Annotated in this window: 20 protein-coding genes and 1 rRNA gene; 14 read left to right on the top strand and 7 right to left on the bottom strand. The window is 34.2% G+C overall.

The genetic code is table 11. The annotated features are described in order from the left end of the window. From ABWU35_RS02770 to purE, 6 genes are all read right to left on the bottom strand, one after another. Entirely contained in the window at nucleotides 1–4,686 is a 4,686-nt protein-coding gene (locus tag ABWU35_RS02770) for a collagen-like protein (protein ID WP_353276071.1), read from the bottom strand. 352 nt (nucleotides 4,687–5,038) lie between these two features. Further along, complete coding sequence (locus tag ABWU35_RS02775) at nucleotides 5,039–6,502, bottom strand: DegQ family serine endoprotease (protein WP_007302429.1); 1,464 nt, start codon at nucleotides 6,500–6,502, stop codon at nucleotides 5,039–5,041. A gap of 3 nt (nucleotides 6,503–6,505) precedes the next feature. Then, the gene (gene hflC / locus ABWU35_RS02780; protein WP_019236879.1) at nucleotides 6,506–7,378 is read right to left on the bottom strand and encodes a protease modulator HflC; all 873 of its coding nucleotides are present in this window, start codon (nucleotides 7,376–7,378) and stop codon (nucleotides 6,506–6,508) included. 2 nt (nucleotides 7,379–7,380) lie between these two features. Beyond that, nucleotides 7,381–8,406, bottom strand: a complete 1,026-nt coding sequence (hflK, locus tag ABWU35_RS02785) for an FtsH protease activity modulator HflK (protein WP_019236880.1) — start codon at nucleotides 8,404–8,406, stop codon at nucleotides 7,381–7,383. A 414-nt stretch (nucleotides 8,407–8,820) separates the two neighbouring features. Further along, a complete protein-coding gene (mutL, locus tag ABWU35_RS02790) occupies nucleotides 8,821–10,650 on the bottom strand; it encodes a DNA mismatch repair endonuclease MutL (RefSeq protein WP_264685512.1) in 1,830 nt (609 codons plus the stop codon). Then, entirely contained in the window at nucleotides 10,650–11,150 is a 501-nt protein-coding gene (purE, locus tag ABWU35_RS02795; protein ID WP_213863892.1) for a 5-(carboxyamino)imidazole ribonucleotide mutase, read from the bottom strand. Before purE ends, mutL begins: the two co-directional genes overlap by 1 nt. An 852-nt stretch (nucleotides 11,151–12,002) precedes the next feature. On the opposite strand from purE, the gene ABWU35_RS02800 reads away from it, so the two are divergent. From ABWU35_RS02800 to ABWU35_RS02840, 9 genes are all read left to right on the top strand, one after another. Further along, nucleotides 12,003–12,299, top strand: a complete 297-nt coding sequence (locus ABWU35_RS02800) for a helix-turn-helix domain-containing protein (protein WP_007302434.1) — start codon at nucleotides 12,003–12,005, stop codon at nucleotides 12,297–12,299. A gap of 60 nt (nucleotides 12,300–12,359) precedes the next feature. Beyond that, entirely contained in the window at nucleotides 12,360–12,752 is a 393-nt protein-coding gene (gene rpoZ / locus ABWU35_RS02805) for a DNA-directed RNA polymerase subunit omega (RefSeq protein WP_007302435.1), read from the top strand. 29 nt (nucleotides 12,753–12,781) lie between these two features. Further along, complete coding sequence (locus tag ABWU35_RS02810; RefSeq protein ID WP_012481980.1) at nucleotides 12,782–13,027, top strand: monovalent cation/H+ antiporter complex subunit F; 246 nt, start codon at nucleotides 12,782–12,784, stop codon at nucleotides 13,025–13,027. Between the two features lie 6 nt (nucleotides 13,028–13,033). Further along, nucleotides 13,034–13,306: a monovalent cation/H(+) antiporter subunit G gene (gene mnhG / locus ABWU35_RS02815; protein WP_254229897.1), complete on the top strand. Its 273-nt coding sequence runs from the start codon at nucleotides 13,034–13,036 to the stop codon at nucleotides 13,304–13,306. 11 nt (nucleotides 13,307–13,317) lie between these two features. After that, a complete protein-coding gene (locus ABWU35_RS02820; protein ID WP_010404272.1) occupies nucleotides 13,318–13,842 on the top strand; it encodes a DUF4040 domain-containing protein in 525 nt (174 codons plus the stop codon). Continuing rightward, entirely contained in the window at nucleotides 13,835–14,254 is a 420-nt protein-coding gene (locus tag ABWU35_RS02825) for a Na(+)/H(+) antiporter subunit B (RefSeq protein WP_007302439.1), read from the top strand. Before ABWU35_RS02820 ends, ABWU35_RS02825 begins: the two co-directional genes overlap by 8 nt. Further along, on the top strand, nucleotides 14,251–14,553 hold the full coding sequence (locus ABWU35_RS02830; RefSeq protein WP_012481982.1) for a cation:proton antiporter subunit C: 303 nt from the start codon (nucleotides 14,251–14,253) through the stop codon (nucleotides 14,551–14,553). The genes ABWU35_RS02825 and ABWU35_RS02830 overlap by 4 nt, the downstream gene beginning before the upstream one ends. 139 nt (nucleotides 14,554–14,692) lie before the next feature. Then, nucleotides 14,693–16,591: an RNA polymerase sigma factor RpoD gene (gene rpoD, locus ABWU35_RS02835; protein ID WP_007302441.1), complete on the top strand. Its 1,899-nt coding sequence runs from the start codon at nucleotides 14,693–14,695 to the stop codon at nucleotides 16,589–16,591. 777 nt (nucleotides 16,592–17,368) lie between these two features. Next, a complete protein-coding gene (locus tag ABWU35_RS02840; protein ID WP_007302443.1) occupies nucleotides 17,369–17,512 on the top strand; it encodes a hypothetical protein in 144 nt (47 codons plus the stop codon). Between the two features lie 708 nt (nucleotides 17,513–18,220). On the opposite strand, the gene ABWU35_RS02845 is transcribed toward ABWU35_RS02840, so the two are convergent. After that, nucleotides 18,221–18,838 (bottom strand): hypothetical protein, encoded by a 618-nt coding sequence (locus ABWU35_RS02845; RefSeq protein WP_012481984.1) that lies wholly within the window; start codon nucleotides 18,836–18,838, stop codon nucleotides 18,221–18,223. Between the two features lie 153 nt (nucleotides 18,839–18,991). On the opposite strand from ABWU35_RS02845, the gene ABWU35_RS02850 reads away from it, so the two are divergent. The 5 genes from ABWU35_RS02850 to ABWU35_RS02870 all read left to right on the top strand — a co-directional run bounded on the left by ABWU35_RS02850 (nucleotide 18,992) and on the right by ABWU35_RS02870 (nucleotide 23,418). After that, a 16S ribosomal RNA gene (locus tag ABWU35_RS02850) occupies nucleotides 18,992–20,495 on the top strand. A gap of 102 nt (nucleotides 20,496–20,597) precedes the next feature. Further along, nucleotides 20,598–20,969, top strand: coding sequence for a succinate dehydrogenase, cytochrome b556 subunit (gene sdhC / locus ABWU35_RS02855; protein WP_012481985.1), 372 nt, complete (start codon nucleotides 20,598–20,600; stop codon nucleotides 20,967–20,969). Beyond that, nucleotides 20,966–21,331 carry a succinate dehydrogenase, hydrophobic membrane anchor protein gene (gene sdhD / locus ABWU35_RS02860; protein ID WP_012481986.1) on the top strand — a complete coding sequence of 122 codons (366 nt, stop codon included), beginning with the start codon at nucleotides 20,966–20,968 and terminating at the stop codon, nucleotides 21,329–21,331. Before sdhC ends, sdhD begins: the two co-directional genes overlap by 4 nt. A gap of 76 nt (nucleotides 21,332–21,407) precedes the next feature. Next, nucleotides 21,408–22,640 carry a hypothetical protein gene (locus tag ABWU35_RS02865; protein ID WP_007302448.1) on the top strand — a complete coding sequence of 411 codons (1,233 nt, stop codon included), beginning with the start codon at nucleotides 21,408–21,410 and terminating at the stop codon, nucleotides 22,638–22,640. A 118-nt stretch (nucleotides 22,641–22,758) separates the two neighbouring features. Continuing rightward, the gene (locus tag ABWU35_RS02870) at nucleotides 22,759–23,418 is read left to right on the top strand and encodes a sugar phosphate nucleotidyltransferase (RefSeq protein WP_353276076.1); all 660 of its coding nucleotides are present in this window, start codon (nucleotides 22,759–22,761) and stop codon (nucleotides 23,416–23,418) included. The last annotated feature ends 7 nt before the right edge of the window (nucleotides 23,419–23,425 follow it).

The following is a 23,425-nucleotide window of genomic DNA, read 5'->3' on the forward strand; positions in this document are numbered from 1 at the left end:
TTACCTTAAATAACCAACAACTTGCTGATTAATGGCACTTAGGCTACTAGGAGGAGAGACATAACTCATAAAACTCCTTGGCTGCTCATTATCTGCCACTATTTTTTCAGTATTAACGAAAGCTCTTTGCTGCTCATTTAATCTTTTTTCCATATGATCTTTGAAAGTAGCCAAACATTTACTAGTTTGTTTGTAATCAGGTAATGATTTTTTCGCAGCTACACACAAGAACTTCAACAACTCATTATGATTTTCATCATTAAGTAATGACTTATTGATAATGGTTGACTGCAGTTCTACTGGATTAAAATTTAGACTTTTCTTTGAAATGCCGCATTTCACAGCTGTTTCTCCTAATACTTCTTCAAATTTTTTTACAATATCTACTGCATCTATTATTTTTGTCACTCGATTAAGCTCCTCTATTTCATTTTTTACTTTATATTTGTCCTGTCCTACCGCAGGGTAAAAGAAATTTATTACTTGAGATATAAATGAAGTTGGTCTGCTTGCTCCGCTTGTCACTGATGATTTTTTAGTTTCCCTCCTTCTTCTGCGTGCACTACAAACTTGATCTGCAGGATTTGTTGTACAAAACATATCTCTTACGCTACTATGCAATGCTTCCGCATTTTCTGCGGATTGAAGTGCTTGATCAGCAGAATCTTCAGCTTCTCCTGTAAGATTCACTGTTTGATTGTGTAGTATTTTAACCTTATCTTCCGTATCTTTAGCTTGTTTGGCAAAACCTTCTGAAGCATTTTTAGCTGCCTCTGCTGCTTTTTTAGCATCCAGAGTTTCATTTTTTGCTTTTCTTATCTCACGTAAAAACTGATCAGCTAATGTAGCACCTATTCCATCTTCTCCCTTGGAACCTGGCAATCCATTCGCACCTGGAGCTCCGGTATCTCCTTTTGGACCTTGTGGACCTGGCATACCCTTAAGACCAGATCTACCAACTTGACCTTTAGGTCCTTGCAAACCTATCTCTCCCTTAGGTCCTTGCAACCCATTCGCACCTGGTTCTCCTTTGTCACCTTTAGAACCTATCTCTCCTTTCTCACCCATATCACCTTTTATTCCCATGGCTCCGTCTAATCCTTTAGGACCTATATCTCCCTTTGTTCCATTTATACCTGGCTCACCTTTTATACCTTGAGGTCCTATATCTCCTTTTAATCCTTCTATACCCGGCTCACCCTTGTTACCTGTAAGACCTTGCGTACCATTGAAGCCCCTCAGACCTGGCTCTCCCTTAGGACCTTCTGGACCTTGCAATCCATTTGCACCTGGTTCTCCTTTCTCACCCATATCACCTTTTATTCCCATGGCTCCGTCTAATCCTTTAGGACCTATATCTCCCTTTGTTCCATTTATACCTGGCTCACCTTTTATACCTTGAGGTCCTATATCTCCTTTTAATCCTTCTATACCGGGCTCACCCTTGTTGCCTGTAAGACCTTGTGTACCATTGAAGCCCCTCATACCTGGCTCTCCCTTAGGACCTTCTGGACCTTGCAACCCATTCGTGCCTGGTTTTCCTTTGTCACCTTTAGAACCTATCTCTCCTTTCTCACCCATATCACCTTTTATTCCCATGGCTCCGTCTAATCCTTTAGGACCAATATCTCCCTTTGTTCCATTTATACCTGGCTCACCTTTTATACCTTGAGGTCCTATATCTCCTTTTAATCCTTCTATACCCGGCTCACCCTTGTTACCTGTAAGACCTTGTGTACCATTGAAGCCCCTCATACCTGGCTCTCCCTTAGGACCTTCTGGACCTTGCAACCCATTCGTGCCTGGTTTTCCTTTGTCACCTTTGGAACCTATCTCTCCTTTCTCACCCATATCACCTTTTATTCCCATGGCTCCGTCTAATCCTTTAGGACCTATATCTCCTTTTTCTCCCTTTGGACCTTGGACTTCTCCTGGATTTTTCCTTAGTTCTTCTGCAATGCTTTGTGTTAGCTCGGTATTATTTGCAAGGTTTTCTACTAATGTATGATTAGAATCACTTAGTAACACATCTGCTAGCTCTTCCATTCTGTTATCAGCTAATGCAATGGCTATTCCTGTTTGAATATCTTGATTACTAATAATTCTTCCTGCAACTTGCTTCTCTAATACTAAATCTCCGCCTTGGTCACGATATTCAAGCACCTGATTAGCAATAGTGCCATTATTAATTAATTTTTGTGCAACTTCTTCAGGACTTGCATCTCTACCTTTATCACCTTTAGACCCAGTATCTCCTTTGTCACCTTTAGAACCTATCTTTCCTTTCTCACCCATATCACCTTTTATTCCCATGGCTCCGTCTAATCCTTTAGGACCAATATCTCCCTTTGTTCCATTTATACCTGGCTCACCTTTTATGCCTGGCTCACCTTTTATGCCTGGCTCTCCCTTAGGACCTTGTGCACCTGGCAATCCATCTGTTCCGGTATCTCCTTTATCACCTTTAGAACCAGTATCTCCTTTGGGACCTTTTATCTTTCCTGGATTTTGTCTCAATTCTTCTGCTATTCCTTCACGTAAGACTGGATCATTTACCAGCACTTTTTTATCTTGATCATCTTTTGCTTCTAGTACTGCTCTTCCTAATTCACCTACTTTTTGAGTGTCAAAGAACTGATGAACAATATTTTCAACTATTGTTTTTGCTGCATTCACATCGCCTTTTAATTTGGCATACTCAAGCAAATACTCAACTAATTTTTCCTTGTCTATTTCTTGCTTCACGATTTCTAGAGCCTTTGGCTGATTATTTAAATCACTATGAAGCAGAAGATACTTAGCAAGTGCCCAATCGCTCACCTTACCTTTTATAAGATTGTGAGCTTCTATCTCGCTCATACTGCTTCTATCAACAAGTAGTTTAGCAAGCTTTTCTGCAAATTTTTCATATTTTTGGAAGGCTATAGGATCGGGATTATTTTTCTTTGTGGCATCGCTTGTTATCTTACTCACAGTATCTTTTATAATGTTTTTTGCTTCCTCTAAAGAAAGTTTACTTACTACTCCTTCAGTAAGTTTTGCTACATCAATTTTATTCACAAGTTCCTGCGAATTAAGATTAATTTTACCGGCAATCTGAGTTGCAAGATTTTCACCTTTGATACCATTTGCGTTAAGAACTGCTTCTCCTAGCTCAGCTTTTTTACTGGTAACTAATTCAGTTGCAATTTCTATAGCACTTGAGGCATCTCCCTTCTCACCTTTTGAGCCAGTATTTCCTTTAGAACCTTCTGGACCAGGAAAACCTCGGTCACCCTTATTACCTTTGGGACCTTGTTCGCCCTTTAACCCCCGTTGACCGTTACGACCTGGTTCGCCCTTTTGGCCTGGAGGACCTTGTACGCCTTTAACTAACGCTTTTAAAGAATCTTCTCGCTTTACACGCTCACCAAAAAGATGTGCTATTCTTTCTGAAAATCCCATGGAATTACTCTGATCTTCTTCCATTATAGCTGCTGCTAAAGGATATAGATGGGCTCTGTTAGAAGAAAATTCGGTAACAACTTGACTAATACTTGGAGTTACTCCATTAGTGCCTTGATTCCCTTTTTCTCCTTTAGGGCCTTGATCGCCTTTTGATCCATGCGCACCTGACGATCCAGTATCTCCCTTGTTACCTTGAGGACCAGGCGCTCCATCGAAGCCTCTATCACCTTTTTGTCCCCTTTCACCTGGCTCACCTTTAGGACCTTGTACACCAGTACGTTCTAATCTGTCTATTCTGCGTTTTAAAAGTTCAATTTCTGTTTCTAAATTTATATGTTCTTGAATATTCACATCAACCTCCAAAAAGTTATCAAAATTTTCTAAGTTATAATAATAAGGATATGGACCTGGTCTATTGTCGTGCTCATACCCAAAAGAATTAGTGTTAAAATTATAAAAATTTTTGCATGTGCTATTTTCATACGATATGCAACCAACATAACTATTGCCTAACTTTTTTACTGCGAAATAGGTATCTTGTGCTTTCAAGCTCTCCATTTCATGAAAAGGGAATAACTCGAATGTATTGCTTATACGAGTAAATGCTGAAAGGATATCATTCAATATGCCAACTTTTCCACCAGTTAAATTATATACCTGAGCGCTCCTATATAATTTGTATATATTTCTTGATTCTTTAAACAAATAGTCTCCTATTTTTATTTTGAGTCTTTTATCAGGTGAACTTTTAAGATCTTCCAAAATAAGACTGACATTTTCGCTACTAATTATGTCTTTTGGATCTATTAAAACCTTCCTGTTTTCTAGCAGTTCATAATAAATACTACAGCTTTCACGATTATATGCGTTAACATAGAAACCATCTGTGTAACCATGAGGTATACGATCAATAGTATCTATCATAGTATTTTTGCCATCATAGTAATAATAATAAGGTTGATCAGAGGTAGTAACTAAAGCGAATTTGTAATCATTTCCTACCCTTTCTAGCTTTAATTGTGGCCATTCAGATAAGTCGTTTAGTATACTTGCCACGTCATGCTTCAAATCCCAAATTTGAAAACTCAGGCCAATATTGTTGTCGATGATAATGTAAGATACACTAGGCAGGCTAAATGTTGTTTTGTTATTTAATCTTATTTGTGCAGGTACCCTACGACCAATTCTATTATTACAATCGTTTTGTGGAATATCTTCTTTTTCTAGTTTAAAACGCATCTCCACCTCCCTTTGCGATTAGATATAGTTAATTTATGGGTATTAATTATTGATTAATAATGATGATAAGTAAATATGATTATGCTTTATACTAATTTACTTATAAACTAATTTGTGAAAGAAAGTTATTTTTTGACAACTGAGCACAAAAATGCTTTATATTATCCAATTTCTTACTACTATAGCTCTTTCATCTGATAGATGATGTCGTTCCAGTTCTTCCATAATCTCGCTGGAAACGTTTTCAGTATAGGAATAAATTCTATTAATCTATAGAAACAGCCTTATCCTCAGGATAAAGAAGCTAGTTAAATTTGTCAAGCAATTTTTTCATGACCAGCTAGATAAATAGCTACTTCTTCAATTTGATTGAGGTAAAAAATTGATTGCCGTTGCGGTAAATAAGCAACATTACTGAATCTTTGCCGTCTTTCTTTACTGCTGAATCAATTTGTTTTTGAAAATCATTAGTATTTTCAATATCGATTCCATCTAGTTGAATAATTATATCACCTTTCTTAATAACACGTAGTGTAGAATTACTACTACTATCTACACTAGTAACTACTACACCCTTTGTGGGTGCATTATTTTTTAGTTCTTTTGGCAAATTTGAAACGGTTAAACCACTTATATAACTAGATGTTGATTTATTTTCTTCTTGATTATTACCTGAATCATCATTTGTAGATTCCTCGATTGCAACCTTGATATTGACTTCTTTACCTTTTCTAAGTAACTTAACCTGTACTTTCTTTCCGGGCTCAGTTCGTGAAACCATATGAGGTAATTGCGTCATTCTATCAATTTTTTTGCCGTCAAACTCTAATAGTATATCACCTACTTTGATTCCTCCTTTCTCTGCAGGACTGCCCTTTACTACGCTTGCAACTAATGCACCTTTGATATCTTTTAAACCCAAGGATTCAGCAAATTCTTTTGTTATAGGCTGAACTTGCACGCCAAGCCAACCATGTTTTATTTTTTTACCACTTTTTAATGTGTCAATAATTGAAATAGCTAGATTAGATGGTATAGCAAAGCCTATACCCACGTTACCGCCAGACTCAGATGGGGAATAAATAGCAGTATTAATGCCTATAACTTTTCCATTTAGATGAAATAGTGGTCCCCCTGAGTTACCTCTATTAATTGCAGCATCAGTTTGAATAAATTCATTCATAGTACCAATACTAATGTCTCTAGATCTTGCAGACACAATTCCTGTACTTACAGAGCCACCTAAACCAAAAGGGTTGCCTATTGCAATAACTGTATCACCAACTCTTGCTTTATCAGAATTACCAAATTCAACAAAAGGAAGATCTTTATCAGAATTAATCTTAAGCACAGCAAGATCAGTTTTTGCATCATAGCCTAAAACTTCTGCTTTGAAATAAGTATTATCGTTCATAGTAACTGTAATATCTTGGGCATTTTTAATAACGTGATAGTTGGTTACTATGGTTCCACTTTTATCTATAATAAATCCAGACCCAAGTAACGTCACTTCTCTATTAATGCTAGGAGCTCTATCGAAAAATTGATCAAAATGCTCGAAAAATTCTCTAAAGTCATCAAAGAAATTATTTCTTGGCGTAAAGGGAATTTTAGTTCTACTGTTATTTTCTTGCTTAACTATTTGCTCACTTGAAATATTTACAACTGCGGGAATAAGTTCTTCCACTATATCAGCAAGCCCTTTATTACAACTACATACAGGATCTGCAACTGTTTTTGCAAACAGATTAGCATATGAAGCAAATGAAATTAAAAAATATGCAAATATAGATAAAATAAATGCTTTACTTTTCATAAACTATTTCCATCCCTTGTTCAAAATATCTAAGAAATTATTATTTGGTGAAAGCACAAATTTAGTATTACCCTCAGCAAATGATTTACTGTAAGCTTTCATAGAGCGATAAAAGTTAAAAAACTCTTCATCAACCTTGAATGCCTCATTATAGATTCTAGTTGCTTCAGCATAACCACGGCCTCTTATTTCATGTGATTCTTTTACTGCACTAGAGACAATTCCCCTTTTTAATTTATCAGCTTTTGATCTAATTTCTTGTCCAGCTTGTTCTCCTTCTGCTCTAATTTCTTTTGCTTCCTTTTCTCTTTCAGTTTGCATGCGGCGGAATATTGCAGAACTATTTTCTTCTGGTAGATCTGCTCTCTTAATTCTTACATCTACTATCTCTATGCCAAATTTTCCAGCTTCAGAATAAACTCCACGTTGAATTAATTGCATAACTTCTGATCTCTTTTCATTCAATAAACTAATTAATGAAAATCTTCCTATATTCTCCCTTATGTGAGCTTCTATGACAGGATATAATCTTCTAACTAGCCCTGATTCATTTTTCACAGTCTGATAAAAAGTGATAGGATCTATTATTTTATATTTTGCATAAGCATCTACTATAATACGCTTTTGATCTGCAGTTATCACTTCCCTTGGAGTTTTATCAGGACTTAGATCTAAAATTCTCTTATCAAGAAATTCTACGTTATTTATAAATGGCAATTTAAAATATAAACCACTGTCCCTAACATCTTTTACGACTTTACCGAGTTGTATAACTATTGCTTGTTTTGTTTCTTGAACAACAAAGATTGAATTAGATAATGCAATCAATAATGCAACAAATACAAAAGCAAAAACAATTTTAATATTACTACTCATGACTATTTTCCTAGATTTGTAAGAGGTAAATAAGAGAACATACCTTTCAGATCGTCTGTTATAACAAATTTATCTACCTTGCTAAAAATATTTTCCATAGTTTCAAGATAAATACGATTCTTAACAAGAGAAGGATTTTGTCTATATTCTTCATAAAGAGATAAAAAGCGATTTGCATTACCTTTCGCTTCATTTATTATTTCGTTCTCATATGCTTCTGCATCTAATTTTATCTTTATTGCTTCACCTTTTGCACGAGGTATAATATCATTACTGTAAGCATATGCTTCGTTTATAGTACGCTCCTTATCTGCACGAGCACTTTGTACATCCCTAAATGAGCTAATCACTTTTTCTGGTGGGTCAATTTTTTTCATTTGAACAGATAAAATTTCTATACCCATTTGATATCCATCAAGAATCTGTTGCAATAAAATTCTAGTATCTCTGGAGATTTCAGCCCTACCTTGACCTTCGAGTGCAAAAGAGATCGTATTTTTACCTATTATTTCTCTCATAGCACTTTCAGCAGCATTTTTAACGCTGAAACCAGGTTTATAATCCCGCACTTTGAATAAATAATCTTTGGCATCTCTAACTCGCCACTGGACCTCAAAGTTAACGTTGACTATATTCTCATCTCCGGTAAGCATCACTCCTTCACCACGATCTGTATCTCGCCCATAAGAGCTGCTTATCCCAATTTCTTCACGATTTACTTCTTTAACATTCACTTTAAAAACCTTACCAATAGGGTAGGGAAAGTGATAACGCAAACCAGATGTTTCTGTATTGGAATATTTGCCAAAAGTAAGTTCTATACCTTCCTCACTCGGATGGACAATATAGAAACCAGTACAAAAATAAAACAACAAAACAATAAAAATGATGAAATAAGGTTTTTTCCCTCTATTTCTGGTTAAGCCATTAAAAAAGCATCTTATATCAGACACAGCTTTACTTAAAATATCTTCATTACTTGAACCTGACGGTTTCTTTCCAAGATTCCAAGGATTACGCTCATCCATAAAAATTATTAATTGTATAACTAATACGCTGATATTACTTAATCTTATCAAAAAATGCAAAACTATTTTGTTTGCAGATTAATGATCGGAGTGAAGGATGTGATCATACACTTCCTTTTTCTCTATATGATATGGTCAATTCTACAGAATTTCTGGCTTTTTTTGAATTCTTTATTGTCGTTTTTGATAAGTATCTTTAGTTGTATATTAATTATTAACATAAAAGACAATGCCTGGGATTTAGGAAACTTAATTTTAATCAAGTAGCTGCATAATAAATCATCGTCAAGTAATAGAATGACATTATCTACTATACAAATTACCTGCAAATTGCAATGTTCGAACAATTGTGTATCTGAGTTTTGAGATGACGAAACTAGGGTTGTATAATCTATACACATTTGTGACAATTTCTTACCTTCGCTCAAATAACTTTTCAATATCGCTTAATTTCATTTCTATATAGGTTGGTCTTCCGTGATTGCATTGTCCAGAATATGGTGTTTTTTCTATTTGCCTCAACAACTCATTCATCTCCTCTAATTTCATCTTTCTGCCTGCTCTTATTGATCCATAACAAGCAATTGTGGCTAGTATTTTATTCACCTTATCCTCTATAGGTAATATATCTTCTATTTCTGTTAGTCTATCCACTATATCAATGAGCATTCTCTTTGTGTCTACTGTTCCTAAGATTGCAGGCACTTCTTTTACTATGATCTTATTTTCTGATTTAATTTCAATCTCAAAACCCATCTCAAAAAGTTTATCTTTATAAGTTTTAATCATCTCCATTCCAGCTTGATTTTTGATTTCAACCATTTCAGGCAAAAGAAGTTTTTGTCTTTTTATACTTGATTTCTCCTTTAAGCACTCGTATACTAGTCTTTCATGGGCTGCATGCTGATCTACTATAATTAGTTTGTCTCTTACCTCGGCAATAATATAAGTATTGTAGATTTGACAGTGTGCAAACCCAAGTGGATAGTCCCTTATTAGATCGATTTGTTTCTTTTCCAAAATTGTAGTTTCCGCTCGCGGAGGAGATTTTTGCATACCAGTATAATCAAACGATTTTGAATGTTCTGATAAGCTTTTTGTCTCTATATTTGGAGAAGTAAATTCTCTCATTAACTGGTTTTCAAAAGGATCAGACCTTCTTCCATAAAATTCATTTTTAAGACTAGACCTACTAAAAGGATCTGATGATAGATGATTCCTTGTTATCTCAGTCTGGCTCACCACAGTTTCTGCAAGATCTATTCTCTTTGATAATACTTTTATTAGCCCTCTTCTCACTATTTCATATATTAGCCTCTTGTTCTGAAACCTTACCTCTGATTTATTTGGATGCACATTTACATCTACTTGATCATACGGTATCTCTAAGTGCAACGCTGCAAAGGGATATCTATTGCTTGGAATAAGGTCGTGATACGCATAACGAATTGCACCAATAAGTAGATTATCTTTAATTGGTCTACCATTAACAAATGTATAGATCTGAGTTGAATTGCTACGATTGACAGTAGGTTTGCAGATATATCCTGTAAGCCTAATACTGTCTTCTTCTTCAAGAATTTCAAGAGAGTTTTCATGAAATTCTTCTTCTACTTCGCATAGCCTGCTAAATAATGAGTTCTGCTTAGCATACTTAAGAAGCTTCTTATTATCGGAGATAAGAGTAAACTCAATTCCATAATTGATCATTGCTAAGTTGTTTACAATATCAACAATGCTTTGTGTTTCTGCCCTTTCGGTTTTGAGAAATTTTAGTCTATTTGGTGTGGCAAAAAATAAATCTCGTACTTCAATATATGTTCCTATCGATAAAGGATAAGGAATAAGCTCTCCTATTTTTTCTCCCCCCTCATACCTTATAGACCATGCTTGATCTGCTTTGCTTGCCTTAGATGATAATTTTATTCTGCTTACTGCTGCAATTGAAGGCAAAGCTTCTCCTCTAAAGCCAAGATGCTTGATCTCTATCAATTCACTGTCACTCAATTTTGAAGTAGCATGGCGCATAAACGCAAGTTCTAAATCATCCTTTTTTACTCCGCTACCATCATCGATTACAGTAATGAGGTTACGCCCACCACTTTCTATCTTAATTTCTATCTCTGAGCTTCTGGCATCTATTGCATTTTCCACTAATTCCTTTACCACACTTGCAGGCCTTTCTATTACCTCTCCTGCTGCTATACGATTTATGGTTTTTGTATCTAAAAGAACTATTGCCATTATAATGTTGGTTTTTCTTTTACTGCTTTAGTTTGCCCCTCTCTCCATTTTTTTAATCTATCTGCAATTTCACTATTAGAAATCGACAATATAGATGCAGCGGTAATAGCGGCATTGCATGCTCCACTCTCTCCTATAGACATTGTTGCAACTGGAACACCTTTTGGCATCTGCACTATAGATAATAGACTATCTAGCCCATTTAATTGCTTGCTATGCACAGGAATACCGATAACAGGTAAATAAGTAAGCGATGCAGTCATACCAGGTAAATGAGCCGCTCCTCCCGCACCAGCTATAATAACCTTAAAGCCTTTTTCTTGAGCAGACTTAGTAAAATTAAAGAGTCTCTCTGGTGTTCTGTGTGCGGATATTATAAATACATCATGTGAAATTCCCAATTCTTTTAATAGGTTAATAGCATGCACCATAGTGCCATAATCCGACTCGCTTCCCATAATTACAGCAACATCCTTTTTCATTTTTTCTGTATTAGACATGATTTTATTTACTAACCAAATAGTATTTCAGAAGCAACAGATATTTAAATTAAATTACGAATATGATATAGCATTCTTATTAAATAGAAACTTTAAAAATTGAAATGAATCCCTATATTAAAATATAGAGGTATAAATTTCGGATATAAGGGTCTATTCATAATCTTTTTAGAAGCAAAGCGGTGGAAGCAAGAAGACGATTTGTAAGCTAGTATTGAATTTTGCTTATCACAATTGTCTACACTTTTCTATAAGAGTATTAGAGACTTACCTTTTGACAATACGGCAAAGATTTCTACAGTTACATCCTTTTATTTGTTTCTTTGCAATTACTTTTTTATATATATTTCAAAACACTTTCTTTACTTCCGCTATGTTTTTTACTTCATTTATTAAAATAATCTTGCCATTTTGAAAACATTGTTGATTCACTGAAGCCACTTTTTAGGACCTGTAACACTATGTAAAATATATCCTAAATCTTCTTGATTTTGTTTCTTTCTACAGAACTCTACTCAGTTTTTCTCCTACTCATCTTGCTCTGTTTTCATAATTTACATACTCTATCTCCGGTTTATTCCTTTCTTGAGATCATGTACAGTCTCTAAAACGAGTTTGTAAAATGATTATTTCTGTATTTTAAACTTTGCAATTTCAACTTATTCTCTTTAATAGTAAGTTTTTTACAAAATAATAGTTTGAAATTACTAGTATTTTGATAAAAATTATAGTCAATTTAAAATTTTGAGTATCAGATAGTTATTGACAAGTTATATACTATTAATATATTGGTATATTAAATATTATGATATAATATTTAATAAAGCTAGTTGGTATGTGAGAGTAAAAATTATGGAAACAATATCATTAAACAATCTGGATAGTGAAGCAATAAAAAAAAAATTGCTGAGCATAATAAGTAAAATTATAGGAAAAAATACTTGGACTCAAGCTTGTGCGGCTGAGAAACTTGGTATTGATCAACCAAAGGTGTCACAAATTAAAAGTGGTAAGATAAGTGGTTTTTCTTTAGAGAGACTGTTAGGTTTTTTGAAAAAGCTTGATCATGAAATAACAATTACAATAACAGAAAATCAATCAGTAAAAGCTAAAGAAGAAAAAGTAGAATGTAGAATTGGATCTCAATAGATCTGAAGTTGACATCTTATTTTTTGTGATATAGTATAAAGCTTATCAAGGTGGTATTTTATGGTTGAGTCTATTGTAGAAAAGTGTGTAGAACAGGTACACAACCGTTTTAAATTGGTTCTGCTAGCAAGTCAAAGAACGCATGATTTGAGTACAGGGGCAAGCGATCCCGTTGAAATGGTTAAGTTTAAAGATCATAAGGATACGATAGTTTCTTTATATGAAATAGCAGAAAAGAAGGTGAATACTCATGAGTTGTTTAACCTTTTGGTGAAAAGGTGCAAGGAGCACATGAAAGGAAACACAGATAATACTTATATTAATAGTCCAAGTAAGCTAGCAAATTTGTTAAATTTTTCTGATCATCAACTTAACACAAGTCTGGATGTAAGTCAAGAAAGCCACGATGATGAAATAGATGATCAAGATAGTGGTGAAGAAGTACCGATTTAGAAATCTACAGAGGTTATAATAGTTTATAAATGATTAGTATTGCTATCTATGTGCTTTTGTTCTGTATGAGTGTAATGTTATGTTGTATAGTATTTAGGTCAAGTGACGTTTACAATAAGATTTTAGCATTCAATAATTTATCAACACAATTAGTTTTACTCATAACAGCAATATCGATTGTTCTGAATGATTTTTTTTTAATTGATATAGCATTACTATATGCTAGCATCAGCTTTATATCAACTATAGCGCTAATGAGATTAATGTTGTTTTGATAATTTATGGTAGCATCCATTCTCATATTTTTAGGTGTTTGTTTAATAGTCATTTCAAGCGTAGGAGTAGTAGTATTTCCTGATTTCTATACTAGACTACATGCTGCAGGTATTGCAGATTCTAGTGGCGCAATGTTGTTGTTGATTGGTTTTTCTTGGCAAAATGAATTTTCAATCAATACTATTAAAGTTATATTATTGATTTTTATAATATGGATAGCCAATTCAACTAACAGTTATATTTTAGCGCGTACTTATTATAAAAGTAAAGACTATTAAAGAAGGTTAAGATGCTAGAAATACTGAATCTAATATTACTTTTGCTGTTACTCACGGTTACAGTTTTTATAGTTCTTTCGAAACATTTGGTTGTAAGTGCTGTTCTAATGTGTGTATTTAGTTCACTTATTGCACTTATGTACTTGATTATGAATGCGCCAGATGTTGCAATTACTGAAGCTTCTGTTGGTGCAGGATTGAGCACAGTCTTTACGTTTGCAGCACTCTCTTTGGTAAAGAATTACAAAGCAAATTTATCTCATAGCCCCACAACACTTTTTTTTATGTTATTTTTGACTGCATGTTTATCATACTTTATGATTCAATTACCAGATTTTGGCAGTCATAATGCTCCAGTTCACTTGCACGTTGCTCCTTATTATGTAGAAAATACTGAAAAAGCTATTGGTATTCCTAATATAGTGACAGCTGTTTTAGCAAGCTTTCGTGGCTATGACACATTTGGAGAAACTATAGTAGTTTTTACTGCTGCACTTTGTATAATGTTAATATTAGAAGAGAAAGAAAGTGATTAAAGATCCGGTATTAAGTGCAGTAACATTTTTGATGATACCTTTTATCATTTTTTTTGGTTTATACATACAGTTTCATGGTGACTATACTCCAGGTGGAGGTTTTCAGGCGGGAATAATTATTGCTTCTGGGATAATATTATATTCTATGTTATTTGATATACCTACAACTTTAAAAGCAATACCTTACTCTATTATCAAATTTACTAACGTACTAGGTATTTTAACCTATGGAGGAGCTGGTATTATAACAGTTTTATTTGGCCAAAATTTTTTATCCTATAGTATATTGTCAGCTGATAGTAGAACAGGTCAAAAATTGGGTATTTTCTTAGTGGAGCTGGGTGTATTGCTTACCGTCTCTTCTTCCATGTTAATCATATATATAAATTTTGCTCGCAAGAAAAAACAATGACTCTATATAATTATGTAGGCATTACTATATTAATGGTGCTAGGTTTCTATATCATTGTAAATGATAAAAACTTAATCAAAAAAATGATGGGATTAAGTGTCTTACAATCATCTGTTTTGTTGTTTTACATATCTTTAGGGTATGTAAAAAATTCTTTACCTCCTATATTGACTTCAAATTTTCACTTATATACCAATCCTATACCTCACGTCTTAATGCTTACTGCTATAGTGGTTGGAATTGCAACATTTTCAGTTGGATTGTCCATATTAGTAAGAATAGAGAGATTAGTTGATTAAGAAGAATGTGAATAAATTGATAGTATCTTAAACTATATGAAGTAGCAAGTAACTATAAATTAAGAATAAAACTATAAGCTTGCTAATTGTAAGTTTATTTGATAAATAAGAAATAAAATTATAAACTGTAAAGGTAATGATGTCAACTATTAATGGTACGGAAGATAGGAAAAAGATCATCAAAGATCTTGTAACCAAAAGTATAAGAAAGGGCGGTTTTATCACTTTTGATGATATAAATGATAAGTTGTCAGATGAAAATTTTTCAACTGATTTTATAGATGATACTATAGCTTTATTGCAAGACTCTGGAATTAACATACTCGAAAGTAGTGAAGATGAGGAAGAAGCTCCTTCTAATAATGATGGTAATAAGCTTGATGATGATGAGACATCGTTGAATACTACTACAACTTTAGTGCAAAACGATGATCCAGTAAGGATTTATTTACAGGATATGAGCTCTGTAAAGCTTTTGTCACGAGCAGATGAAATTAAGATAGCAAAAAAAATTGAATCTGAAAAGCATAACATGTTACGTGCAATAATTGAAACATCAGTGGCATTCAAAATAATCAAAACATGGCGTGATGATTTAAGTGGTGGAACTTTTTTACTGAGAGAAATTATAAATCTGGATGCAATTTATAACTCTGATTTCAATATGGTAGACAAAGAAGAAAGTGAAGCTGAAGATGTTAGAGATTGTGTTAATGATGAGGAAAAAGGTAATGATGAAAAGGGAAATGAGAGTGAAGACATAAGTTCAGCTAACTTAAATATTTCTGTTCTTGAAATGGAAAGTGATTTATTGCCAAAGGTTATCACGGCATTGGATGAGATCATTGCTTTAACAAATGAAGCATTGGTATTGAAAAAAAATTCTAAAGATTTCTCTAATGAGCTAGAAAATTTATATAATCAAATATGGTCTGTAGCATTACAAATTCAGTTTAGTGATGCTGCTATTACCAGAATTACACAAAAACTTTACGAAATAAATAGACTAATCACGTTTGAAGAAGCTAATCTTATTACTGAAGCTAGAAAGTACGATATTGATAGAGAAAGTTTTTATAATGTTTATGATGATGTGCTTTTAGAGCACGAGTTTAGTGAAATAAGTTTTCTCAAGATTAATGAAAATCAATCTCTTTTTACAGGTGAATTAAAAAATAAATTCTTAAGGTTTATAAACGATAGCTATGAGTATATAGCTAGTGCCTTAAGCAATATTAAGAGTTATGTACAAGGAGATAGAGTTCAGGAGTTTAAGAAGGTAATCAAGAGAATACAGAAACATGAACAAGAAGTCTCTCAAGCAAAGCAAGAAATGATTAAGGCTAATTTAAGGCTGGTGGTTTCGATTGCTAAAAAGTATTCAAAAAGAGGCCTTGATCTGCTTGATTTGATACAAGAAGGTAATATTGGTCTTATGAAGGCTGTGGATAAGTTTGATTACAAACGTGGGTATAAATTTTCGACTTATGGTACTTGGTGGGTAAAACAATCAATCACTAGGGCAATACCTGAACAGTCTAAAGTAGTTAGAATACCAGTACATATGGTGGAAATTATCAGTAAAATCAACAAAGCATTAAGAAAGATGACTCATGAAATGGGTAGAGAGCCTACATTAGAGGAATTGAGTATAGAATTGGCGATGCCGCTAGAAAGAATACGCAAAGTTATGAAGATAGCAAGAGATCCGGTAAGTCTTGAAGCTCCAACAGGAAAGGATGATAGTAGTACCTTCGGTGATTGTATAGAAGATAAGCGAGTTTCTAAACCAGAGGATGCTGCAATACTTGCCGACTTGCGTGGTATTACGACCAATGTTCTTGCAACTTTAACACCAAAAGAAGAAAGAATTCTAAGGATGCGCTTTGGCCTTGGTAAAGATGGAAAGGAGCATACCTTAGAAGAAGTAGGAAAAATTTTTAATGTTACACGTGAAAGAATTAGGCAAATAGAGGCAAAAGCACTACGTAAGTTGAAACATCCAAGCCGTGCTAAAAAACTTAGAGGTTTCTTTTAAGGCAGAAGGGCTGCTCAAAAAATAGGTAAAATTCAGCCAAAGTTCTATAATTTCACCCTATTTTTCTTTTTTTATAGGCTTTATAGAGCAGTATGATTAGATATTGAATGTTATGGCAAATAAAAATAATAACTCTAATTCAAAGTGTAAAAATTTTTGTGTTCTGGGTGATAGTTTATCTGATAATGGTGTAATTATTGAAATTTTAATAACTTATCCTTTGTAAGAAACGTGAAACTTAATGCCCCTTTTTATTAAGGAGGATTTTTAGCAATGGCCTTACTGTTGTTGAATATGTATCAAAGTATTTAGGTTTAGAAGAATTTAAGTCATCATGGAGATGCTCATTTTTTGATCGATACTATGAACAGCAAGGTCATAACTATGCGATTTTATATGCAACAGCATCTGAAATTCTTAACCCTATTTTTTCTTATTTCCTCAATAAATTTCGTTTAGCTGATTAACTAAACGCAGTAATTAAACATCATCCAGACGTAGGTAAAGGAGATTTTATTTTTCATTATAATCGAGGAAATAATATTATGGGTGCCACTGCTTATAACAATGTTAAAGCAGAAAAAGTATTGAAATAAAGCGGTTAGTGAAATATGTAATGCATTTGGTTCTAAATGAATATGGTGTAAAGCATGTGATTGTTGCAAATGTGACTGAGGTTGGTTTGATACTAGCTTTAATAAAGACGAAAAGCAAGAGAGCTGGCTGCAACAGCTTACACAGAGTTTTAATACAAAATTAGCTAATAATTTAGATTATATGAAGAAAGGTGCAGATCTTGAAATAAAAGCATTCGATCTTAACTCTAAAATGAAAAGTATGCTTGGTAAATATAAGAGCAAAGGGTTAAATGATCGAGATGCATACCTATCAAACATCGTAGACCAGTTTAGGGTAGGGTGATTTGGAAAAAGTATAAAGATACTCTTGTTGATATTTAAAGGAAGGCTTGATACTTACTATAATTCTGGATGCAGCACAGAAATACTAAAGGATTATTTCTTTTTTGATTATTTTTATCCAACTGCAGAACCTTGTTGTGAAGTTGGTAATGAAATGTATGAGTTGATAAAAAATTAGATTTCTTTTAAACATCTTTACGGTTTGTAGTAACTATCTGCGTAGCTGAATGGTAAAGGGAGGGGGGTAAACAAAATAATCTAAAATATAGAGAAAATACAACGGTGCTTGATACATACTATTGCGATTTTATCCTCTTTTTGTCATTTTAGTGCTAGAATGACATTCTGCTAGTGAAGTTTATTCTTTGATATATTAACTATAAATATAGAGAAGTCTTACTAAATAAAAAGGTAAAAGGAACCTCTGAGTAGTGAAATTTTGACTCTATATTGCTGTAAGTGGTGCTGTAATAATGTTCTAACAAGCGCGACTTGGCTGAATATAGAAAAAATTTAAAAAACCGCTATAATTTTATGTAATCTACCAATAAACACCTAAGTTTTTACTGGATTTTGTGATTGATCCTACAGTCAAAAACAAATTTTGAGTCATAAATACTTTTAGTGCCATAATAAAATAGGGAGGTTTGTCAAGTAAAGTTCTTTATTTCATTAAATGCGCTGCCAAATTGTTATGCAAGCAAGTTTTTTAGTTTTCGTATATCCGAAGTAATTCTTGTGCATTGGCCTTGATTAGAGTCGGACATTCTCTATCATTTAATAATGAATGCAATATTTCAATTGCACCTTTAATGTCGTTACTGTGTATCTTTACTATAGCGATAGCTTCTTGGCTTGAATAAGGGTACACTGCATTTGATTCTAAATTACTAATTTTATCTCTATTTGTTTTTTCACCGCTGGAGTGAAGTAAGCTCATTACTTCTAAGTATTGTGCTAACTCACGTAAAACATCAGGAGCATCTTTATCGTCTGCCAAATCATTATAAATAATAGATGCTGTGTCTGTTGGCATTGAATCTGAGATATGATTGAATGCGCGTTCAAAATTTGCTAAATACTCCCAATGTGAATCTATTTCTTCTAGCAGCGACTTATTATCTTTTTTTAAGAATAATACTTCGTAAAACTTGTCACCTGCAGTTATAGATTGTTTTGTGTTATCAATGTTGCGCAATAAGTATAATGTGATGCCAACTAACATTGGCGCAAGTGTAAGCAGAAAGATGTATTTTTTCATGTTAATATTCCAAATAGTTATATATTTATACATTAATGCTTTTGATTTGCAAAAACATATTGACATAGTGATTATATCACATAATAATATCCTTAAAGTTGTTTGAATAGTTGGAGATTAAAATATTTCTAAAGTAGAAATAAAGACAGCAGTATTAAGCTAAATTATTTTTTGTCGGATTTATCCGATGTACCCTCAACCTTTTATAGGTTGAAGTCTAAATTTGAGAGTTTGATCCTGGCTCAGAATGAACGCTGGCGGCAGGCCTAACACATGCAAGTCGAACGGAGTTATATTGTAGCTTGCTATGGTATAACTTAGTGGCAGACGGGTGAGTAATGTATAGGAATCTACCTAGTAGTACGGAATAATTGTTGGAAACGACAACTAATACCGTATACGCCCTACGGGGGAAAAATTTATTGCTATTAGATGAGCCTATATTAGATTAGCTAGTTGGTGGGGTAATAGCCTACCAAGGTAATGATCTATAGCTGATCTGAGAGGATGATCAGCCACACTGGAACTGAGATACGGTCCAGACTCCTACGGGAGGCAGCAGTGGGGAATATTGGACAATGGGCGAAAGCCTGATCCAGCCATGCCGCATGAGTGAAGAAGGCCTTTGGGTTGTAAAGCTCTTTTAGTGAGGAAGATAATGACGGTACTCACAGAAGAAGTCCTGGCTAACTCCGTGCCAGCAGCCGCGGTAATACGGAGAGGGCTAGCGTTATTCGGAATTATTGGGCGTAAAGGGCGCGTAGGCTGGTTAATAAGTTAAAAGTGAAATCCCGAGGCTTAACCTTGGAATTGCTTTTAAAACTATTAATCTAGAGATTGAAAGAGGATAGAGGAATTCCTGATGTAGAGGTAAAATTCGTAAATATTAGGAGGAACACCAGTGGCGAAGGCGTCTATCTGGTTCAAATCTGACGCTGAAGCGCGAAGGCGTGGGGAGCAAACAGGATTAGATACCCTGGTAGTCCACGCTGTAAACGATGAATGTTAAATATGGGGAGTTTACTTTCTGTATTACAGCTAACGCGTTAAACATTCCGCCTGGGGACTACGGTCGCAAGATTAAAACTCAAAGGAATTGACGGGGACCCGCACAAGCGGTGGAGCATGTGGTTTAATTCGATGCAACGCGAAAAACCTTACCACTTCTTGACATGAAAATCATACCTATTCGAAGGGATAGGGTCGGTTCGGCCGGATTTTACACAAGTGTTGCATGGCTGTCGTCAGCTCGTGTCGTGAGATGTTGGGTTAAGTCCCGCAACGAGCGCAACCCTCATCCTTAGTTGCCATCAGGTAATGCTGAGTACTTTAAGGAAACTGCCAGTGATAAGCTGGAGGAAGGTGGGGATGATGTCAAGTCATCATGGCCTTTATGGAGTGGGCTACACACGTGCTACAATGGTGTCTACAATGGGCTGCAAGGTGCGCAAGCCTAAGCTAATCCCTAAAAGACATCTCAGTTCGGATTGTACTCTGCAACTCGAGTACATGAAGTTGGAATCGCTAGTAATCGTGGATCAGCATGCCACGGTGAATACGTTCTCGGGTCTTGTACACACTGCCCGTCACGCCATGGGAATTGGTTTCACTCGAAGCTAATGGCCTAACCGCAAGGAAGGAGTTATTTAAAGTGGGATCAGTGACTGGGGTGAAGTCGTAACAAGGTAGCAGTAGGGGAATCTGCAGCTGGATTACCTCCTTAGGCTTTGTACGTAATTCACCATTTCAAATAATAGTGTCATTATGTACTATACTGCTGTCTTTACTTCTACTTTATTTTTTAATTTCTCGATAACGAAATTTTATGAGTAACAGGCCTCTTTCCCCACATTTACAAATATATAAAGTACAAGTTACTAGTTTTTTTTCTATTATGCATAGATTGACTGGTATCTTGCTATTTCTTTTATTAATCATACTTTCTTGGTATTTTATATTATATGTTTACTCCCCTAAGTTAATTATAGTAAGGTGCTTAAATGCATTATTGTTCACTCCTGTTGCTAAATTAGCTTATATCTTATGCTTTGTAAGCTTTATGTATCATTTTCTCAATGGTATTCGTCATTTATTGTGGGATGCTGGGCTTAATTTAGAAATTGCTAGTGTTTTAAAAAGTGCTATATTACTAACAATAATGCTATTTCTTTCTACTATGGCTTTTATATTTATATGAGTCAATCTGTAAATTCAGTACATCATTGGTGGATCCAGCGTGTTTCTGCGGTGATTTTGTTATTTTTATTTCCTTGGTTTATTTACTCATTTTCTTGCACATTTTATGTTGATAGCCCTTTATCTTTTAATGAAAAATTATTTCAGGCTATTAATCATCCACTAGAGCTTTTGTTTTTTGTTATACTGGTGTTTTGCATTTTTTGGCATGCAGTTCTTGGAATGCAGGTAGTGTGTGAAGATTATATAGACAGCGTACTTCTAAGGATTTTTACAATTACATGCATAAAATACTTATCAAGCATTACTTATATAGTCCTTGCTTTTACGACTTTTTTCTTTTATAGGCATATTTTCTTGTAAAATTGTTAGTTCTGTGTTAGTATATTATTAGTTTACTAATTTTATTATTGAGCTATAGTGATTTTGGTTTGACAACATGTTTGGAGTGTTAAAAAAAGGAGTAGCAGACTTTACGCTTAAAGCAAAAGGTTTATTTGCTTCATCTGAATCTCAAATTTATGTCAAGGATCTTAGGAAGGTAATGACATATACAGATGGAAGAAAATGCAAATATCCAAAGAATTACGATCAGATTGTGAAATCTGGGAAAGTTGTAGAAAGTAAGAATAGTAATGGTGAGACTATATATAAACTTTTGTATGACAAGAAAACTTTTGAATTAGCTCTTGTCGAGAAAACGGATGATAGGTCCTATTTTACCATTGACTTTTTAGTTAATCGGGAAAAAAACAAGGATGTTAAGCATTATGATGGCTACTATAAACCATTTGGGTTTTCAAAAATTGATCTTGAAAAACATATTCCAATTTTTGAAGCTCGGGAAAAAGATGATAAGTTTGAGCTAACTAATTCCTCTTTTCTTGCTAAAAAAGGCTGCTTCATCAATGATGACACGGGAGAAGTTGATGAGAAAGATAGAGATGAAAAAGGAAGAAATGGAAAATTACTATACGCTAGTGATTACAAGAAGCTAAGCACCCATTTTTCAGAAATTAGAGATCAGGATGGTAATCTAGAGCTAGATAAAAGTCTGATATCTGTTCCTATTGTTTTTGTTGCGGGTTTAGCTAAGATTTGTGCTAGAATGCTGACTTTTATTCCTATGAAATTAGGAGAGAATTTGATAGCTAGAAAAAATCGAGTTGCAAAATCTTTTGGTTATCTTTTTTTCACTCCTGCAGTGGTAGTAAAAAATTTAGTAAATATGGGAGCTACAATACTTAAGGTTCCAATTTTATTATTTGTAGAAAATGAGAAAAAGTATGGTAATGCTTATCTTACTATGTCGAAACACCAATTGAAAGAATGTTGGAAAGAGGCAAAAAGTGACTTTAATATTATTAAAGGTGAAGAAGGGCTAAAGCCGGAGCAGAAGGATCATAAGCCACTCAGTATAGTGGGCACATGGGATGAGCTTGACGCTAGAAGTCTAGGTATTGAAAGAGACTTGGAAAAGGCGCTGAATAAAAGTAGTGAAAGTATAGATAAATCCAGAGAACCAGGTGTTGGAGAAAGCTTAAAGGAGAAGCCGCAAAACAAAACTGATAAAAAAATAGCTGCAGCCGTTAATCAAAAAAGCAGCACTCCTCATATTGATAGAGAGATAGAAAGAAGACAAGACTCATCACGAAATGTAGGGATTCCATAATGCTCGTAGTCAACCATCACTTTAAATTACTTTTTACTTTAATCATCTCACAATAAAAACTTGCATGCATTTTGCCGTTAGTATAAGATATTAATCAAATAATTAATATCTTAATTAAATGCGCCCTGTAATACTGTGTGGTGGTAGTGGCAGCAGACTTTGGCCTCTATCTAAGCCAAAGCAATTTCAGAAAATATTTAGTCAGAATACTATGTTTCACAACACTTTGTTGAGGCTAAAAGGCGATTATATGCCACCCATCATTACCACAAATATACAATATGAGTCATTATTGATGCAGGAATTACATGCATTACAGGAATGTAAAGTAGTTTTTGAACCAGTTAAAATTGGGACAGCGGCAGCAATACTAATTGCTGTGCTTCTCTGCGATAGGAACGAGACAATCTTAGTTCTGCCTTCAGACCATTTTATAGGTGATTTGAATAGTTTTTATGTTTCTATTGAGAAAGCGTCTAAGCTAGCCTCTGAAACTGACTCTATAGTCACTTTTGGGGTAAAGCCTCATGAATTCAATTCTGAATACGGCTATATAAATGCAGTATATGGTCAGAAAGAAAAATGTCATATAGTAAAAGATTTTACAGAAAAACCCGAGCGTAAGGTAAGTAACGATCATTATTGGAACTCTGGAATATTTGTGTTTAGAGCAAAACGCTATATAGATGAGATAAAAAAAATTGCTCCGACTCTCTATAATTTATGTTGTGAAAGTATGAAGCATTTTGTATCACGAGAGAGATTTCTGTATTTATAGCTCTTCT

It is taken from the genome of Wolbachia endosymbiont (group B) of Xylocampa areola, assembly GCF_964028205.1.
Taxonomy (GTDB): domain Bacteria; phylum Pseudomonadota; class Alphaproteobacteria; order Rickettsiales; family Anaplasmataceae; genus Wolbachia.